The sequence below is a fragment of the Streptomyces caelestis genome (genome assembly GCF_014205255.1).
Lineage (GTDB): Bacteria > Actinomycetota > Actinomycetes > Streptomycetales > Streptomycetaceae > Streptomyces > Streptomyces caelestis.
This window is the reverse complement of sequence record NZ_JACHNE010000001.1, coordinates 6555387-6570870: the sequence shown is the minus strand read 5'-3', so window position 1 is coordinate 6570870 and position 15484 is coordinate 6555387. Positions and strand designations below refer to the sequence as shown.

Genomic DNA, 15484 nt, shown 5'->3' with positions numbered 1-15484 from the left:
TCATCGCTCACCTCGCCGTACGCCCGCACACGAATTCGGCGCGATTACGACCCTGCCGCGGCAGGAAGGGCAAAGCGCTGTCAGTGGCCCGACGTAGGGTCCGCTGCCATGAGCATCCCCGCCGTCGAGGAGTCCTGGGCCCGCATCGACGCCTGGCTGGCCCGGCACGCTCCCCTCACCCACGCCACCCTGCGCCCACCCGCGCCGCAGGCCGGCATCGAGGACGCCGAGCGCACGCTCGGCGTGTCGTTCCACCCCGACCTGGTGGCCTCGCTGCGGTGCCACGACGGAGTGGAACCCGGCGACTGCGCAGTTCAGTTGTCGGACTACGGGCCGCTGTGCGGTGTCGCGGACATCCTGCGGAACACGGCCTTCCTCCGAAGCCTCGGGGAGGGTGAGGCCGAGCTGCCCCTCACCCTGGGCATCGGCCGGCGGCCCTCCGACGGCCTGTTCATCGCCTGCCGTCCCGGGTCCCACCACGGACAGGTCGGCCGCCGCTTCGACGAGGACATGCCCTCCTTCGCGCACTGGCCCTCGCTGCGTCATGTCCTGGCCGACCTCGCGGACGCCCTGGAGGGCGGCCTCCCGTTCCTCGGCCGCATCCCCCTGGCCGTGGCCGGAAAGCTGCTGTGGGAGGAGGAGCGGACCGTGCCCGCCGACGCGGTCTCCCCGCTGACGCAAGCCGCGGCACTCGCCGAGCCGGAGTCGGACCCGCCGGCCCTCCAGCGCCCGGTCTTCACGAACGTCGCGGGGAGCGCCCCGCCGCCACCCCGGCAGGAGGGGACGCAGCGGCTCTTCTTCGTCCGCACCCGCCGCCCGCGACCCGCACCGCTCCCGGACCAGCCGGACGTCGCGTTCGCCGCCGGTCTGACCCCGGCCGAGATGCTGCGCCGGCTCGGCGCGATCCCCGCCACCGCACGGCCGCGCGACCGCTTGCGGGCCCGGCGGGCCGCGGAGTCCGGGTGGGCCGCGCACCGGCCCCTCGCCCGCGCGGGCGAGGCCGAGGGGTGGGCGTACGCCACGCTGGAGGGCGGCGCCGCGCAGTTCGCCCGGCCGGAGGTGCTGCGCGCCCTGTCCGCCGGCACGCGCGTGGTGGTCCTGACCAGACAGGGCCCCGAGGTCGTTCTCACCTCCGCCGAGGACGGCGTGCCGTGTCCGCAGGAGGACACCCGGCGCGTCATGTCACCGCGCGAGAGCAACACCGCCGGCGGACCGGAGGCGCGGCGCCTCGGCGTGGACCTCTGGCCCGGCTCGACCGCCGCGTACACCCGCTTCCTTTCCGTACTGAAACAGGACTTCGGCATCGCCTACGACCCGGAGGAGGAGGGTACGGCGGAGCTCACCAGTGCCCTGCTGCTGCCGCTCCTTGACGACCTCCCCGCGTCGGAGTGCGGATTCCCGGCGCAGGTACGGCACTTGGACCTGGCCGGGCTCGTGGAGCGCACCCCGCCGCAGCGCCTGCGCGCCGCCATCGGGGCCCAACTGGCGCGACTGGCAGCGGAAACGCGCCTCGACACCTGCCCGGAGGTGGCCGAGACCCTCGACCGGATCCACCGCGGCCTGCCCGTCGACTGCGACCAGGAGTCCCCCCTGGGCCTGCGCATGCGCTCCCTGGCCGCGGAGGTTCATGCGACCAGGGAGCTGTTACGGGACGGCGACACCGGCCCCGTGTCCCACGAGGACCTCACCGCGTGGGTAGCGCGCGACAACGCGGCCCACGCACTGCGCGAGTTCCTTCAGCTCCCCCTCCCGGTCGCCGCCGCGACGATCCTCCAGCAGCGGGTCTCCCCGCACTGGCACGACGAGCTCGCCGCCGACCTGGACAGTGCTCAGAGGTCACGTGCCCGGGCGTGCACGTGACCCTCGGCAGGGAAGGCGGGTGGCGCCGCCGGCAGGAGCGAGGACAGGTCGTAGCCGCACTTCAGGGCGACGCGGCACGAGGCCGTGTTGTCCGCCTGGTGCAGCAGTTCCAGACGGCTCAGGCCGCCGCCGGCGAAGGTCGTGAAGGCCCAGTCCGTCAGCGCCTCCAGGGACCGGGGAGCCACGCCCCGGCCGCGCGCATGCGCCGCGGTCCAGTAACCGACCTCCGCCGAAGGGGCTCCGGGCGTGATGTTCTTGAGCACCGCGTGGCCCACCAACTCGCCCTCGTCGCCGTCCGCTCGGACCTCCGAAATGGCGAACGCGAAACGGTGCCCCGCTTCCCATCCGCGTCGCTGGTCCTGGACCCACCGTGCCGCGCCGGCACGGTCGTGCACGACCGCACTCACCCAACGGCGCAAGGCCTCGTCCCGGTAGAGGCCGACCAGGGCCGTGGCGTCGCCCGGCCTCCAGGGACGCAGGAGGAGAGCGGGGGCCGATGCGGTGGCCGCGACGGTCAACCGCGTGATCTCCGGCAGGTCGTCGTGGCGGGGTGATGCAGTCATCGCGAACCTCCCGGCCGCATGGTGCCGTCGTACACGGTCCGGTAGTCCGGGACGACGACTCGCGCCGCGGGGGAGACCTCGCGGACCTGGGCGACGAAAGCGTCCAGGTCCATGGCCGGGTCCCGCACCGGCGAACCGCTCAGCGGCACTTCGAAGTTGTCCCAGTGGACGGGGACCACGACACCGGGGGTGTCCAGCGCGCCCAGCAGCCGAGGCACGTACCGGTGGGTGACGGTGCTGGAGGGCACGGCGACCATCGCCAGGTCGGGGCGAAGTCCCCGTACCGCCCGCTCGTCGAAGTCGCTCGCGCCCATGAGGAACGCCGAGGGCCCGCCGTCCCCGGCCCGCACCTGGAACGCCAGGGTGTCGCCCTCCGGCAGGTCCGAGATGGTGCTGGGGACCGTCGCCGGCGGGGCGTTCAGCGTGCCCGGGGCGAAGTAGGCGCACTTCTTGTTGCGGCTGTGCAGGCTCGGCACGACCTCGACGACGATCCCGCCGAAGTCCAGCACCTCGCCGCCCTTCACCACGGAGATCTGGCCCGCGTCGACACCCAGGGCGACCAGCAGGTGGTACGTCGTCTCGGTGCCGACGACGCGCGCGCCGGTGGACTTGGCGATGTGGGGCACGTCGGCGAGGTGGTCCCAGTGGGAGTGGCTGACCAGGACGAGCTCGGGACGGCCGACGTGGGCGTCCACGATGTCGGGCCGGGTCCGCAGCGGTGTCCGGGGGTCGAAGGCGCCCTGGTACAGGCCGGTTTCGAAGCGGGTGAGGTACGGGTCGAAGAGAACGCTCCGGTCGCCGACGTCGATACGCCATCCGGCGGTGCCGAGCCAGCGCAACGATACGGAACCGGCGGCTGGGCCACGGCTCCGGCCGCGCTCTCTCGCCTCCCCGCTCTCACCCGCCGCGGTGCCGGCCGTAGCAGGGATCAGCGGGGCGGCCGCGCCGAGCACGGCGGCGCGGCGGAGCACCGTTCGGCGGCCGAGGCGGCGGCCGGTGCGCTCGACCGGCTCCTTCATGTCATGTGTCTCCTGGGTCATGACGCTCAGGAGATCAAGACGCCAACTGCCCTGTCCAAGACCGGAATTCACACCCAGCGATATGCAAACGCATATCCGATCAGGTCACCGGCCCGAACCGCCGCCGATGCCACGCGGGAAAATCGACCGTGCCGGGCATCATGCGGGGATGCCTGACCACACAGCCCGGCCGCTCGCCGTCGACCAGCGGGTCGAATACGGCGCGTTGTTCTCCGGGCGTTGCGCCGAGCCCCTGGACCGTCGACGTGCCTTCCGGCCGAACGAGGAGATCGAAGCCGTCCATTGGTGGGACCTGCACGAGGCCCTGCCGGGGTGCCTGAACCCCCTGGACGCCTGGCTCACACGGATTCCGCCTCCCCTGTAACGCTTCTCGCGCCTGCGCCCAAGAACAAGTGAAGTGCCTTACGGGACTCCGGTGCACCTCCGAGGAGGACCGGGGAGCCTCCGACGAGAAGGAGTCGTTTGTGGATGGCGCGGAACGGTTACGGGGTGGTCCCGCCGCAGCGGTACGTGACCCGCGGGTCTTCGAGGAGTTCTACCGGCGCCATGTGGACGCGGTCATGCGTTTCGTGGCCCGGCGCGTGGACGATCCGCACACCGCTGCCGACCTGACGGCGGAGATCTTCCTCGCCGTCCTCGACTCGGCCCACTCCTACCGGCCCCGCCTCGGCAGCGAGACGGCATGGCTGTACGGCATCGCCCGCAACGTCGTGTCGTCGGAGCGCCGCCGGGTCGCCCGCGAAGCGGAACGCGATCTGCGTTTCTCCGGGCGGCGGTTGCTGGAGGCCGACGACATCGCCCGCATCGAGGACAGACTCGACGCGGAGAGCCCGGGGCGACGTGCCCTGGCCGCGCTGGCGAGCCTTCCCGAGGGTGAGCAGGCCGTGCTGGAGCTGATCGCGGTCGACCAGCTCACGGTCACGGAGGCGGCGGCCGCACTGGGCATCCGCCAGGTCACGGCCCGGGTCCGGCTGCACCGGGCGCGCAAGGCGCTGCGGCATGAGGCGGACGTCAAGGCACCGGAGGCCGATCGCGCGCCACCACCGGCAAGGCCCACGAGTCCCACGGGGGCGGGAATCCCGGACCCGTCGCTGTTGCACGTCGCAAGGGGAGGTGCCCGAGCATGAGGTCGACATTCGAGGACCGTCTTCTCGACGAGCTCAAGAGGGAGATCCGGCTGCGCGAGAGCGCCGAGACGCGGACGGCTGACGCCGGGTCGGGCGAGCGCGGGGCGAAGGCTTCCCTCGGCCGTTTCCTCGCTCCGCTCGCCTCTCTCGCTCCTCGACGGGCCGCGGTCGTCGCGGCGGCCTGTGCGGTGGCCTGGCTCGCCGCAGTGGTCGTGCCCGGTGCGCCGGCCGACTCGAAGGCGTACGCGGTGGAGCCGGTGGGAGACGGCAGCGTCAGGCTCACCGTGATGGAGCAGAGCATCGGTGTCCCCGCCCAGCAAGCTCTCGCCGAGAAGGTGCGTCCGTGGGGCATCGAGGTGACCATTGACCTGCTCCCCTCCGGCTACGTCTGTGAGCGCAGCAAGGTCTCCCCGGTGACCGACATACATGGCCGCCCCCTGATCATCGACGGCCGTCCCCTGATCCCCGTGAAGGCCGGCTGGGACGTCACCCTGCGCCGGGGCAACGTGCTGGCATTCGAGAACACCCGGGGCGACTCCCGGCCCCGCGCGGTCGAGTTCTACGCGACCCGGAGCGAGGCCGAACCCTGCGTCCCCATGAAGGTCTCCCTGTCTGACGTCCGAAGCGGTCGGCGTCGGTGACGTCACGATTACCCGGTCCGGCCGTGCCCGCCGGGCGGTCGCGGTTGGGCTGGCTGGACGCGTTGCGTGGCATCGCGGCGCTCGTCGTGGTGTTCGACCATTCGTCGTACACCTTCATGCCGGAGCTCCGGCGGGAGCTGATGCCGGAGTTCAACACCAGCCGATACGGCATCATGGTGTTCTTCCTGGTGAGCGGCTATATCGTGCCCGCCTCGCTGGAACGCCGGGGGTGCGTCCGGACGTTCTGGATCGGGCGTCTCTTCCGTGTGTACCCCCTGTGGGCCGCTGTCGTCGCGGCCGCCCTCGTCGCCGGTGTCCTGGGCGTTGCGGAGCTGCCCGACTTCGGCCGGCAGAGCGCCGTCACAGTGGCTGCCGCCCATGTCACCATGCTCCAGGAGCTGTTGGGGACACCCAATCTCCTGCTCGTCCTGTGGACGCTCTCGTACGAGATGGCCTTCTACCTGCTGGTCGTCGCTCTCTTCACGGTCCGCCTGCACCAGCGGTCGGCAGCGGTCGCCGTCACCCTGGCCGTGGCCGCCGCCGTGAGCGTGGCGGCAGGGGTCGTGCTGCCGGTCTCCGCCCTCTCGGACAAGGTCGGCACCGGCCCGCTGGTCGCGGTCACCTCGGTCGCCATGGCGGTCGCCATCTGCTGTGCGTGTGCCAGGTCACCCGTACTCCGGGTGGTCGGAGGCGTGCTGGGCGGTGTCCTGGCACTCGTGCTGGTTCCTTTCAACGGCACGGTGCCCCTCTGGGAGGGCCTGGTGATCCTCGCCGTGATGTTCCTCGGCACCGCCGTCCACCGGGCCGAGCACGGTCAGAGCACCTGGCGACGCGCGGCCCGTGCAGGTGCCGTCGTGGCGGCCTGCGCGGTGGCCAGTGCCTACGGGTACGGCGACGGCACCCACTTCACGCGACGCGGCTGGATGACGGCGTTCCTGCTGGCCGTGCTCACCTTCGGAGCGGGACTGGCGTGCCGCCGCCGGCGGACACCGCGCACGCTGACCGCGCTGGGAACGCTCAGCTACTCGGTCTACCTGCTCCATCCGCTCCTGCTGGCCGTGTTCGACCACACGATCGGCCGACGGCGGCAGGACCATCTCGTCCTCGAAGCGGCCTTCTTCGCCGTGCTGCTGCCCTTGTGTCTGCTGACCCACCGTTACGTCGAAGCGCCCAGCCAGGCCTGGGGCCGAAAGCGGGCACACCGTCCGCGCAGGAAAGAAACATCACTCATTCGCATGGATCACTCGACCGTTCGGCCCAGAGAAGCCCGACGTCAGATGGCCGTACCCGATCAGCGGGACTAGTTTCCGCCGAGTTGGACACGCACTGCCGATCGAGGAGCTCATGGCGACACATACCGAACCGGTCGCTCCGGTACCGGCGGCGGAGCGCCGCGGCCCGGGCCAGGTGATCGTCTCCTGGCTGACGACGACGGACCACAAGAAGATCGGGCACCTGTACCTGATCACGTCGTTCGGCTTCTTCCTGATCGCCGGGGCGCTGGCGATGGCCATCCGGGCGGAGCTGGCCCGGCCGGGGATCCAGTGGCTGTCCAACGAGCAGTACAACCAGGCGTTCACCATGCACGGCACGATCATGCTGCTGCTGTTCGCGACGCCCACGTTCGCCGGGTTCGCCAACGCGGTCATGCCGTTGCAGATCGGCTCCCCGGACGTGGCTTTCCCGCGGCTGAACATGCTCTCGTACTGGCTGTTCCTCTTCGGCGGCCTGATCGTGCTCGGCAGCCTGCTCACCCCGCAGGGCGCCGCCGACTTCGGCTGGACCGCCTACACCCCGCTCAGCGGTGGGGAGCGCACTCCCCAGGTCGGCGGTGACCTGTGGGTCATGGGCCTGGCGCTGTCCGGGTTCGGCACCATCCTCGGCTCCGTCAACTTCATCACCACGATCATCTGCATGCGCGCCCCCGGCATGACCATGTTCCGGATGCCGATCTTCACCTGGAACGTACTGCTCACCTCGGTGCTGGTGCTGCTGGCGTTCCCGGTGCTGGCCGCCGCGCTGCTGGTGCTGGAGGCCGACCGCCGCTTCGGGGCGCAGGTGTTCAACGCGGAGAACGGCGGGGCGGTCCTCTGGCAGCACTTGTTCTGGTTCTTCGGCCACCCCGAGGTGTACATCCTGGCCCTGCCGTTCTTCGGCGTGATCACCGAGATCATCCCCGTCTTCGCGCGCAAGCCGATCTTCGGTTACACGGGGCTGATCGGCGCCACGCTCGCCATCGCCGGGCTGTCCGTGACGGTGTGGGCGCACCACATGTTCGCCACCGGGGCTGTGCTGCTGCCGTTCTTCTCCTTCATGACGTATCTGATCGCCGTGCCGACAGGGGTGAAGTTCTTCAACTGGATCGGCACCATGTGGAAGGGCTCGCTGTCCTTCGAGCCGCCGATGCTGTGGGCGGCCGGCTTCCTGGTCACGTTCCTCTTCGGCGGTCTGACCGGCGTCATCCTCGGCTCGCCGCCCCTGGACTGGCACGTGACCGACTCCTACTTCGTGATCGCGCACTTCCACTACGTGCTCTTCGGCACGATCGTGTTCGCGATGTTCGGCGGCTTCAGCTTCTGGTGGCCGAAGATGACCGGCACGATGCTGGACGAACGCCTCGAGAAGATCCACTTCTGGACGCTGTTCGTCGGCTTCCACACCACGTTCCTGGTGCAGCACTGGCTGGGCGCCGAGGGCATGCCCCGCCGCTACGCCGACTACCTCGCCGCGGACGGCTTCACCGCGCTCAACACCGTCTCGTCGATCGGCGCGTTCCTGCTGGGCCTGTCCACGCTGCCGTTCCTGTACAACGTGTGGAAGACCGCCCAGGAGGGCAAGCGGGTCGAGGTCGACGACCCCTGGGGGTACGGGCGTTCGCTGGAGTGGGCGACCTCGTGTCCGCCCCCGCGGCACAACTTCGTCACCCTGCCGCGCATCCGCTCCGAATCCCCCGCCTTCGACCTGCACCATCCGGACGTGGCCCAGCTGGACGAGGCGGAGAACACCGGCAAACGCGACGTCGTCGAGCCCGGGCACAAGGGCGAACGGCCGTGAGACGCGCCGGCCACGAGGCGCCGTACGACGCCCCGCGGCACGCGCTGGCCGACGAGGCCGAGGGCTACCTCCTCGCGCACGCCCATCGGGAAGATGCCCGGCGCGAGGCCGAAGAGCTCTGCGCACGCATGCCGTGGCTGACCACCGCCCAGGCCGACGAACTCACCTGCCACTACGTCCGCCGGCGCCTCGACGTCACCCGTCAGCTGCTGCGCAGCACGGTCCGGCGGGCCGAGGAGCTGCGGCAGGAGTACGAGAGCCGCTACGCGGCCCTCCGGCACACCCTGCTCCGCCGCCACGCCGCCTGCGCCTGCGCCGTCCTCGCCTGCGCGGGCGGGGTGAGCACCCTGACGGTCCTGCTCAGCCGCTGACCAGTTCGTGTTCCGGTTCCGACTGCCGGGCCGGCACGGCCTGCGTCTCCCACTGGGTGGTGGTCCGTACGTAGCCGTAGATCACCGAGGCCATCGCCAGAATGAGCAGCGGGCCGAACAGCCACGGGCGCTCGGCCATCTCCATCGGCAGACAGCGATAGGAGACCAGGAGCGCGGCGAAGACCGCCACTCCGTAGGTGACCAGCTGGGTTCCCGCTCGGTCCCAGCCGCGTTCGAGCGAGCGCAGGGCCGCCTCGATCGTGACCGTGAACACCACACCGGCCACGAGATCCACGCCGTAGTGGTAGCCGAATCCCAGCGTCGCGGTGAGGGTGGCGATCAGCCAGAACGTGCCCGCGTATCGCAGAACCCGTGGGCCCCTGCGGGAGTGGATGAAGATCGCGGTGGCCCACGCCGTGTGCAGGCTGGGCATGCAGTTGCGGGGGGTGATCTCGTCGAACGGTATCTCGTGCGGGGCGGCGCTGATCGGCGGCGGCAGGTCCGGCCACAGGTTGGCCACCGCCCAGTGCCCGCCGTCGGCGCCGTAGGCGAAGATCGGTCCGACGACCGGGAAGATCATGTAGATGCCCGGCCCGAGGAGGCCGATGACCAGGAAGGTGCGCACCAGGTGATGGCGCGGGAAGCGGCGCTCCGCCGCCACGTTGCGCAGCTGGTACAGCGCGACGACGACCGCGGCCACCGCCAGTTGGGCGTAGACGTAGTCGAGGGCATGGGCGCCGACCGGCCCGGTGGCCGTGACGATCCGGCCCACCAGCCACGACGGGTTGCCCAGCGCGTGGTCGGCGGCCGCCAGGTACGGGTCGAGCACCATGGGGCGGGTCTTCGAGGTGATGAGCAGCCAGGTGTCACCGGTCTTGCGGCCGGCCAGCAGCAGCAGGCCCAGTCCGACGCCTTTCAGCAGCAGGACGCGTTCCTGGCCGGTGCGGCGCGTGACGGCGATGACCGCACAGCCCAGAATCACCCACAACGCGCCGTTGCCGAAGGGATGGCCGTCGTTCAGATCGGCGCCGATCGCCCACCGCACCACCAGAAAGACGGCGTCGATACCGATCGCGGCACCGACCGCGATGAACCGTTGCCGCCGGGTGAGCACCACCATCGTCAGGGCCATGCAGGCGTACAGCAGGAAGCCGGACTTGGGAGCGACGATCACCTCCTGCACCTGACTGATGATCGGCCCGGGCACCCCGTAGCGGCGCGCGGCGATCTCCAGCGCGATGAGAAACCCGAGGGCCACCAGACCCGCCGTGGCCCACAGCACCGTGCGCGGCTGAGGCCATGCGGCGAACGTGGCCCCGCGTCTTATCCGCGAGAAAATCCGCGTTTTTATAGGTATCAATTGTTTGAGTCGATTTGTTAGATGTAATGAATACGATCGTCACGTGATCGAACATGTTATCGGAATGGTGCGCCCGGGACCGGCAGTTACCAAGACGCACGACGCGAAGCAGAGGTTGACCGGTCACCTGACGATCCGACGCGACTGAACCGCTCGGCGGCATCCCGGACTTCGCCTCCACGCCGTGGGTCGTAGGACTCCTCGGACGAGCGGTCCACACGGTCGCGGTCGACGGAGGAGCCGGTCGGCGCCCCCCTCGTGCCGAGGGTGATGTCGGCGAGGCAGCGGCCCGCGGCGTGGCGACCGCGACGAACGGGGTGAGGGTCATCACCGGCAGCACGCGCCGCATCGCGAAGCGGGAGACGGGGCCGGCATTGCGGACGAGGCCGGTGCCGGGGACGAAGCCCGGGTTGCAGGAGGCACCCCAGCGTCCTCCCTGCCTCCGAACGCAACCTCGCCCGCGCGCTCTTCGGCAAGGGCGCCGCACACTCCTCCATGCGCCCTCTCCGGTCCGAGTGCGGACCAGACGCCTTCGCCGGCGTCGATCGTCGCCGACCTCAAGGACGCCGTCTCCCGCTATCCCGCAGACGCCCCAGCTCGATCGTCCCGTGCGGGAACTGCGAGACATGTCCGACGCCTTCGCTCATCACTGGTCCACGCCCACGCCCACGGCCGCAGCCCCTTTGTTTCTCCCCCGCGACTACACCTGCGAGGCGGCGAGCAACTGCAACGCTCTTTCCTTCAGTTGCGGGTCGGCGTCTGCGGCGTTGCCGGAGTCGAAGGGCGGCTGGGGGTCGTATTCGACGGCGAGCTGGATCGCCTTGGCCGTGTCGTCGTCCGCGATCAGGGACGCGAGGTACAGGGCCATGTCCACTCCGGCCGACACCCCGGCCGCGGTGATGATCTTTCCCGAGCGTACGTAGCGCTGCGGCAGGTAGGTCACGTCGAAGGTGGACTGGAGGTACTCGGCGGAGGCCCAGTAGGTCGTCGCCTGCCGTCCGTCCAGCAGCCCGGCAGCGGCGAGGACGATGCTGCCGGTGCACACGGAAGTCGTCCATTCGGTGTGCCGGTGGATCTTCCGGATCCACCGCAGGAGCGCCTCGTTGTTCATCGCCCCGACCGTGCCCCGGTTGCCGGCGCCCGGCACCAGCAGGACGTCGAGACGATCCACCTCGGCGATGGACCGCTGAGCGACCACGGCCACGTCTCCGGTGTCCGTGCGGACCGCCCCTCGCTTCTCGGCGATCATCGTCACGGTCGCGTCCGGCAGCCGTGAGAGGACCTCGGCCGGACCGGTGGGGTCCAGCAGGCTGTAGCCGTCGTAGAGCAGGATGCCGATGTCCGGTCCAGCGCCGCCCCGCGGGACGGCGTGCGCCGCCCCGGTCTCAGCCGCGGCCGTGGCCGCGAGCGCGGCGGTGGCCACGGTCCCGCGAAGTACGTTTCTGCGTGTCGTCGAATGCCTCATGGCCCGGGAGTCTTCTGCCCCGGCGCGATGCGCGCGCGTGGCATGTCCGGCATCCTGCGAATCCTGTCCCCCGTGACCCCGTAGTGGTCCAGGAACGCCTGCCGCAGCGTCTCCGCCGACCCGAACCCACAGCGGCGGGCGATCGCCGCCATGGACAACGCGCTGGACCGCACCAGGTACGCCGCCGCCTCCGTACGCGCCGCGCGCACGGCCCGGACCGGAGTCATGCCGAGGTGCGCGGTGAAGAGGCGGGCAAGATGGCGAGGGCTGACCCCCGCCCGGGCCGCCAGGGCCGCGGGCGTGAGGTCTTCGGCCAGATGGCCGGCGACATAGCCCATCAGGTCCCGCACCAACCGGTCCTCCGGTGGCGGGGCGGCCAGGAACATGGAGATCTGTGCCTGGTCGGCCGGCCGGTGCAGATGGGTGACGAGTTCCCGGGCGACGGCGCGGGCCAGCGTCGGCCCGTGGTCGTCCTCGATCAGCGCCAGCGTCAGGTCCAGCGCGCTGGTGACCCCGGCCGAGGTGTAGACGTTGCCGTCGCGGATGTAGAGGGGACTCGCGTCCACGGCCACGGCGGGGTGGCGCTCGGCCAGCCGTTCTCCCCACCCCCAGTGGGTCGTCACCCGCCTGTGGTCCAGCAGACCGGCGGCGGCCAGCACATAGGCGCCGGTACAGACGGAGGCCACGCGTCGGCTGAGTCGGGCCAGCCGGCTCACTTGTCCGACTAATCGCTCGTCCGCGGCCGCTTCCTCGCAGCCGATGCCGCCCACGACGATCAGCGTGTCCAGACGCCCCGTCACCGCCTCCAGCCCGTGCCCCGCCCCCACCAGAATCCCCGCCGAGCTACGGGCGGCCCGACGGCCCAGAGTGGCCAGCTCGATGGAGTAGGGCGGCTGCGCACCGTACCGGTTGGCGATGTCCAACGCGCCGCTGGGACAGGCGATGTCGAGGATCTGCGCGTCGTCGTAGGCGACGATGAGAACGCGCCGCTTGGTGTCCATGCCCCTGATACCAGCACATCCCGCACCGTCACCTTCACGAGCACAGCAGCCGATCGGCTTCCCCACGATCCGTGGCTCGAGGGGCGGCAGCCGGCCCACTGTCCACGGCAAACATCTCCCGGGGAACCACGAGAAGCCGCTACCACACGTGCGATTCCGTCCTCTGGCGCCCGCCCGATCCGCCCATGAGGCGTACCGGCCAGCCGGTCAAGGGGAGTTTTACGCTTTCATCCGGACGTTGATGATGACGGTGTGGGAAGTGCGCTTCGTCGCGCTTCACGCCGGCCCGGGTGTAAGGATGGGCCAGAATGGCCAATGCGGTCCGAGATGTCGGTACGCGTGTGGTGGTAATAGAGAGCATCCCCCTGGTTCTGGGCGGCTTATGTTCTGCGCTTGAAAATGACGGCATCACCGTCGCCGCGGGAACCCACGACCCGCACGCCGGTGTGCGGGCGGTCCAGGAGGAGAAGCCCGACGTGGTCATCGTCGACCTCGACCTCCCCGGCCGGGCGGGAATCGGGCTGCTTCAGCAGCTGCGCCGGAAGTCCCCGGCGCCGCGGCTGGTCGCCTCCGTGTCCCCGGAGCACGACGACGACAGCCTGCTGCTGACCACACTGATGGCGGGTGCCACGGGCTACCTGCTCAAGAACACGGAGACGGTGGACCTGCTGCGCACCGTGAGGGCCGTGCAGCGAGGGTACGTCACGCTGGGCCCACGGGCCGGCGGCGAACTCTCGGCCCTCTTGGTACGCCTGGCGGAAGCCGACGGAAAGCTCCCGTTCCCGGCGCTGACGAACCGGGAACGGGAGGTTCTGCGATTGGTCTCGCTCGGGTATGGCAATCGCCGAATAGCGCAGGAGCTGTTCATATCGGAGAAGACCGTGCGCAATTACGTCTCGGCCATCCTGCCGAAAATTCATGTTTCCAGTCGGCTGGAGGCCATGGTGTCCGCACGGCTGGCCGGCCTGGAAACGGCCGACCCCGGCACGGGCTCCGCAGGTATGTAGGCGCAGCAGCGGAACAGCTCAACGCCGGCGGCCGACGGGGCCGGTGCCCGGAGCGGCGTGTCACACGTCGTGGGTGACGAGGCCCGCGGCCACAAGCCGGCGCACGCTGTCGCTCACCTGCCGGCCGACCTCCTTGGAGCCGGCCGGGAGCCCAGCCACTCGGGCGTAGGCCGTTCGTACCGAGCCGAAGTCACGCCCGTCGCACAGGGAGTAGACCGCCCAGGAGCGCGCGTTCAGCCAGTGCATCCGGGCGGATCGCGCGGGACTGACGACGAGTTGCCCCAGGCCGGGCAGGGCGCATGCGTCCACCGGTGTGATCCGCTGGAGGGCGGCTCCTGGGGGAACCTCCGGCGGCTGCCACGGTTCCGCCCGCAGGGTCGCCGCCGCGGCCCGGTCATGAGGCCGCGGCGCGTCGTCGTCCACGAGACGGAGCGCCGTGAGGAGCCAGCGGGCGAACCGGTGCCCGTTCTCGGTGAGTGCCTGCTCCGGCAGCGACAGAACGCACTCGGCGAGGTATCGGGCCCGTTCCGCACTGGTCCGGTACTGCCCGCTCCGGGCGGCGGGAGTGCCCGGGCTGGGCTCGTCGAGGTCCTCGACCGACGGGGGCGGGCCGAACCTCTCCCGGACCGCTTCACCCGCTGTCGCCGCCGCGGCCCGGAAGACCAGCAGGTGCACGTAGAAGTGCAGGGCGACGAACACCCGGATGACCGTCCAGGAACCGATCCGCCACGGGATCGGGACGCGTTCGGTGGCGTTCCTGACCACGGAGCCCGTACGGAGCGCGTCGAAGAGCTTGAGGTGGGCACCCTCGTGCAGCAGGCTCTCGGCCGCGAGCCACGGGGACGTGCAGCGTTCGGGCGCCAGCAGCACCGTCGAGGGAAGTGGGTCCCCGCCGGACATGGACTGCAGGGGGCCCTCCTCACTCTCCCGGTGGGTGAAGCCCACCATCGTGACGTGTCCGAGAACGCCGGCTCCTGTGGCGGGCAGCAGCGTCGCGAGGAGTTCCGCGCCCTCCTGCAGGACGGCGCGGATGTCGTCCGTCGGATCGATCGGGCCTGCCGCCCGGCTGTCGCCGAGCGCGCCACGGTACAGCTCCATGAGACGCCCGGCCAGCATCTCCTGCGAGCCGCCGTGCGGCGCTGGTTCGGTCAGCACCCAAGCGTCCCCGAGACCCGGCCAGGCACGCCGGTGCGGACGGACGAGTGCTTCGCAGGGACCCGTGGGGGACGAGGCGTCCGCCGCCAGGACCGCCGTGCAGCCGCCCATGGAGGCGCCGAACGAACTGCGTCCGAGCCGGCCGCTCTCCAGTCGCGCGAGGTCAACCTCGAAGCAGTTGCGCAGCACCGGGTCGTACAGCAGCGGACGGAGGCGCTCGACGGCCGCAGTGGCCGTCGTCCGCAGCACCTCAGCTGCTTCGCCGTCATGCCGCGCCAGCATGGTCAGGCCCAGCCGGAACCGGGCGAGGTTGCGCTCGTCGATGGCGGCGGAGTCGCCGAACTGCCGATCGGCGCAGAGCATGGCGTCTGCCTGCGCCACCTGGTCGGTGACCGGTTCAGCGGCCGAAGAGGAAGCGGGCAAGGACGGACCGTCCTTCGGGGTCGGGCGGCGGACGTGGACGCAAGACATCGGCACCGGGCCCTCTCGGGCCCGGCGCCGACCTGACGCGGCGCGTCAGGCGGTCCGGACCGCCTGGTACGACGGGAGCCAGGCACGCTCCTCCGGTGCGTCGACGGCGACCTCAGCGGCTTCGTCGTCGAGGTACGTCTGCGGAGCCAGGTCGGGGGTCTCGATGTGGTCTACCAGCATGTCCGGTCCCTTCGGTCGTGTGTGGACGGAGCGGGCCCGGGCAAGGCGGATGGCACCCTGCCGGACGCGTCATTCTCCGGCACCCCGCGTCCCGCACTGATGGGACTCTTGTCCTGAATTTTGTCCCGCGCCCGGGCAGACACACTGAGGGGCTTACGCCCCGGGCGGAACGGCGGATCAGGTCGCGGG

General features: G+C 70.7%; 15 protein-coding genes. 8 read left to right on the top strand and 7 right to left on the bottom strand.

Going from position 1 to position 15484, the window contains the following annotated elements; genetic code table 11:
- Positions 1-108 precede the first annotated feature (108 nt).
- On the top strand, positions 109-1860 hold the full coding sequence (locus HDA41_RS30065) for an SMI1/KNR4 family protein (protein WP_184989476.1): 1752 nt from the start codon (positions 109-111) through the stop codon (positions 1858-1860).
- Here the strand turns inward: HDA41_RS30065 and HDA41_RS30060 are convergent.
- On the bottom strand, positions 1830-2423 hold the full coding sequence (locus tag HDA41_RS30060; RefSeq protein ID WP_184989473.1) for a GNAT family N-acetyltransferase: 594 nt from the start codon (positions 2421-2423) through the stop codon (positions 1830-1832). The genes HDA41_RS30065 and HDA41_RS30060 overlap by 31 nt on opposite strands.
- Positions 2420-3463 carry an MBL fold metallo-hydrolase gene (locus tag HDA41_RS30055; protein ID WP_184989470.1) on the bottom strand — a complete coding sequence of 348 codons (1044 nt, stop codon included), beginning with the start codon at positions 3461-3463 and terminating at the stop codon, positions 2420-2422. The genes HDA41_RS30060 and HDA41_RS30055 overlap by 4 nt, the downstream gene beginning before the upstream one ends.
- 148 nt (positions 3464-3611) lie before the next feature.
- On the opposite strand from HDA41_RS30055, the gene HDA41_RS30050 reads away from it, so the two are divergent.
- The 6 genes from HDA41_RS30050 (at position 3612) to HDA41_RS30025 (ending at position 8656) form a co-directional block, all read left to right on the top strand.
- The gene (locus HDA41_RS30050; RefSeq protein ID WP_184989468.1) at positions 3612-3827 is read left to right on the top strand and encodes a hypothetical protein; all 216 of its coding nucleotides are present in this window, start codon (positions 3612-3614) and stop codon (positions 3825-3827) included.
- Between the two features lie 100 nt (positions 3828-3927).
- Positions 3928-4590, top strand: coding sequence for an RNA polymerase sigma factor (locus HDA41_RS30045; protein ID WP_184989465.1), 663 nt, complete (start codon positions 3928-3930; stop codon positions 4588-4590).
- Positions 4587-5231, top strand: coding sequence for a hypothetical protein (locus HDA41_RS30040; RefSeq protein ID WP_184989462.1), 645 nt, complete (start codon positions 4587-4589; stop codon positions 5229-5231). The genes HDA41_RS30045 and HDA41_RS30040 overlap by 4 nt, the downstream gene beginning before the upstream one ends.
- 23 nt (positions 5232-5254) lie before the next feature.
- Positions 5255-6535 carry an acyltransferase family protein gene (locus HDA41_RS30035; RefSeq protein WP_230299652.1) on the top strand — a complete coding sequence of 427 codons (1281 nt, stop codon included), beginning with the start codon at positions 5255-5257 and terminating at the stop codon, positions 6533-6535.
- Positions 6536-6575: 40 nt separating this feature from the next.
- Positions 6576-8285: an aa3-type cytochrome oxidase subunit I gene (ctaD, locus tag HDA41_RS30030; protein WP_184989459.1), complete on the top strand. Its 1710-nt coding sequence runs from the start codon at positions 6576-6578 to the stop codon at positions 8283-8285.
- Entirely contained in the window at positions 8282-8656 is a 375-nt protein-coding gene (locus HDA41_RS30025; RefSeq protein ID WP_184989456.1) for a hypothetical protein, read from the top strand. The genes ctaD and HDA41_RS30025 overlap by 4 nt, the downstream gene beginning before the upstream one ends.
- Here HDA41_RS30025 and HDA41_RS30020 read toward each other — a convergent pair.
- From HDA41_RS30020 to HDA41_RS30010, 3 genes are all read right to left on the bottom strand, one after another.
- A complete protein-coding gene (locus HDA41_RS30020) occupies positions 8646-9938 on the bottom strand; it encodes a phosphatase PAP2 family protein (RefSeq protein WP_184989453.1) in 1293 nt (430 codons plus the stop codon). The two genes, HDA41_RS30025 and HDA41_RS30020, sit on opposite strands and share 11 nt — an antisense overlap.
- Positions 9939-10716: 778 nt before the next feature.
- A complete protein-coding gene (locus HDA41_RS30015; protein ID WP_184989450.1) occupies positions 10717-11481 on the bottom strand; it encodes a DJ-1/PfpI family protein in 765 nt (254 codons plus the stop codon).
- Entirely contained in the window at positions 11478-12482 is a 1005-nt protein-coding gene (locus HDA41_RS30010; RefSeq protein ID WP_184989447.1) for a GlxA family transcriptional regulator, read from the bottom strand. The genes HDA41_RS30015 and HDA41_RS30010 overlap by 4 nt, the downstream gene beginning before the upstream one ends.
- A 308-nt stretch (positions 12483-12790) precedes the next feature.
- Between HDA41_RS30010 and HDA41_RS30005 the strand changes: the two genes are divergently transcribed.
- Positions 12791-13489, top strand: a complete 699-nt coding sequence (locus HDA41_RS30005; RefSeq protein WP_184989444.1) for a response regulator — start codon at positions 12791-12793, stop codon at positions 13487-13489.
- A gap of 60 nt (positions 13490-13549) precedes the next feature.
- On the opposite strand, the gene HDA41_RS30000 is transcribed toward HDA41_RS30005, so the two are convergent.
- On the bottom strand, positions 13550-15067 hold the full coding sequence (locus tag HDA41_RS30000; protein ID WP_184989440.1) for an aKG-HExxH-type peptide beta-hydroxylase: 1518 nt from the start codon (positions 15065-15067) through the stop codon (positions 13550-13552).
- A 93-nt stretch (positions 15068-15160) separates the two neighbouring features.
- Positions 15161-15295, bottom strand: a complete 135-nt coding sequence (locus HDA41_RS41660; protein ID WP_260423369.1) for a hypothetical protein — start codon at positions 15293-15295, stop codon at positions 15161-15163.
- Positions 15296-15484: the final 189 nt, after the last annotated feature.

Excerpts from the sequence above, each read along its gene's own strand:
- ctaD (WP_184989459.1), top strand. The coding sequence starts at position 6,576 with ATGGCGACACATACCGAACCGGTCGCTCCGGTACCGGCGGCGGAGCGC.
- HDA41_RS30005 (WP_184989444.1), top strand. The coding sequence starts at position 12,791 with ATGGCCAATGCGGTCCGAGATGTCGGTACGCGTGTGGTGGTAATAGAG.
- HDA41_RS30010 (WP_184989447.1), bottom strand. The coding sequence starts at position 12,482 with ATGGACACCAAGCGGCGCGTTCTCATCGTCGCCTACGACGACGCGCAG.
- HDA41_RS30015 (WP_184989450.1), bottom strand. The coding sequence starts at position 11,481 with ATGAGGCATTCGACGACACGCAGAAACGTACTTCGCGGGACCGTGGCC.
- HDA41_RS30040 (WP_184989462.1), top strand. The coding sequence starts at position 4,587 with ATGAGGTCGACATTCGAGGACCGTCTTCTCGACGAGCTCAAGAGGGAG.
- HDA41_RS30050 (WP_184989468.1), top strand. The coding sequence starts at position 3,612 with ATGCCTGACCACACAGCCCGGCCGCTCGCCGTCGACCAGCGGGTCGAA.
- HDA41_RS30065 (WP_184989476.1), top strand. The coding sequence starts at position 109 with ATGAGCATCCCCGCCGTCGAGGAGTCCTGGGCCCGCATCGACGCCTGG.
- HDA41_RS41660 (WP_260423369.1), bottom strand. The coding sequence starts at position 15,295 with ATGCTGGTAGACCACATCGAGACCCCCGACCTGGCTCCGCAGACGTAC.
- HDA41_RS30055 (WP_184989470.1), bottom strand. The coding sequence starts at position 3,463 with ATGACCCAGGAGACACATGACATGAAGGAGCCGGTCGAGCGCACCGGC.
- HDA41_RS30060 (WP_184989473.1), bottom strand. The coding sequence starts at position 2,423 with ATGACTGCATCACCCCGCCACGACGACCTGCCGGAGATCACGCGGTTG.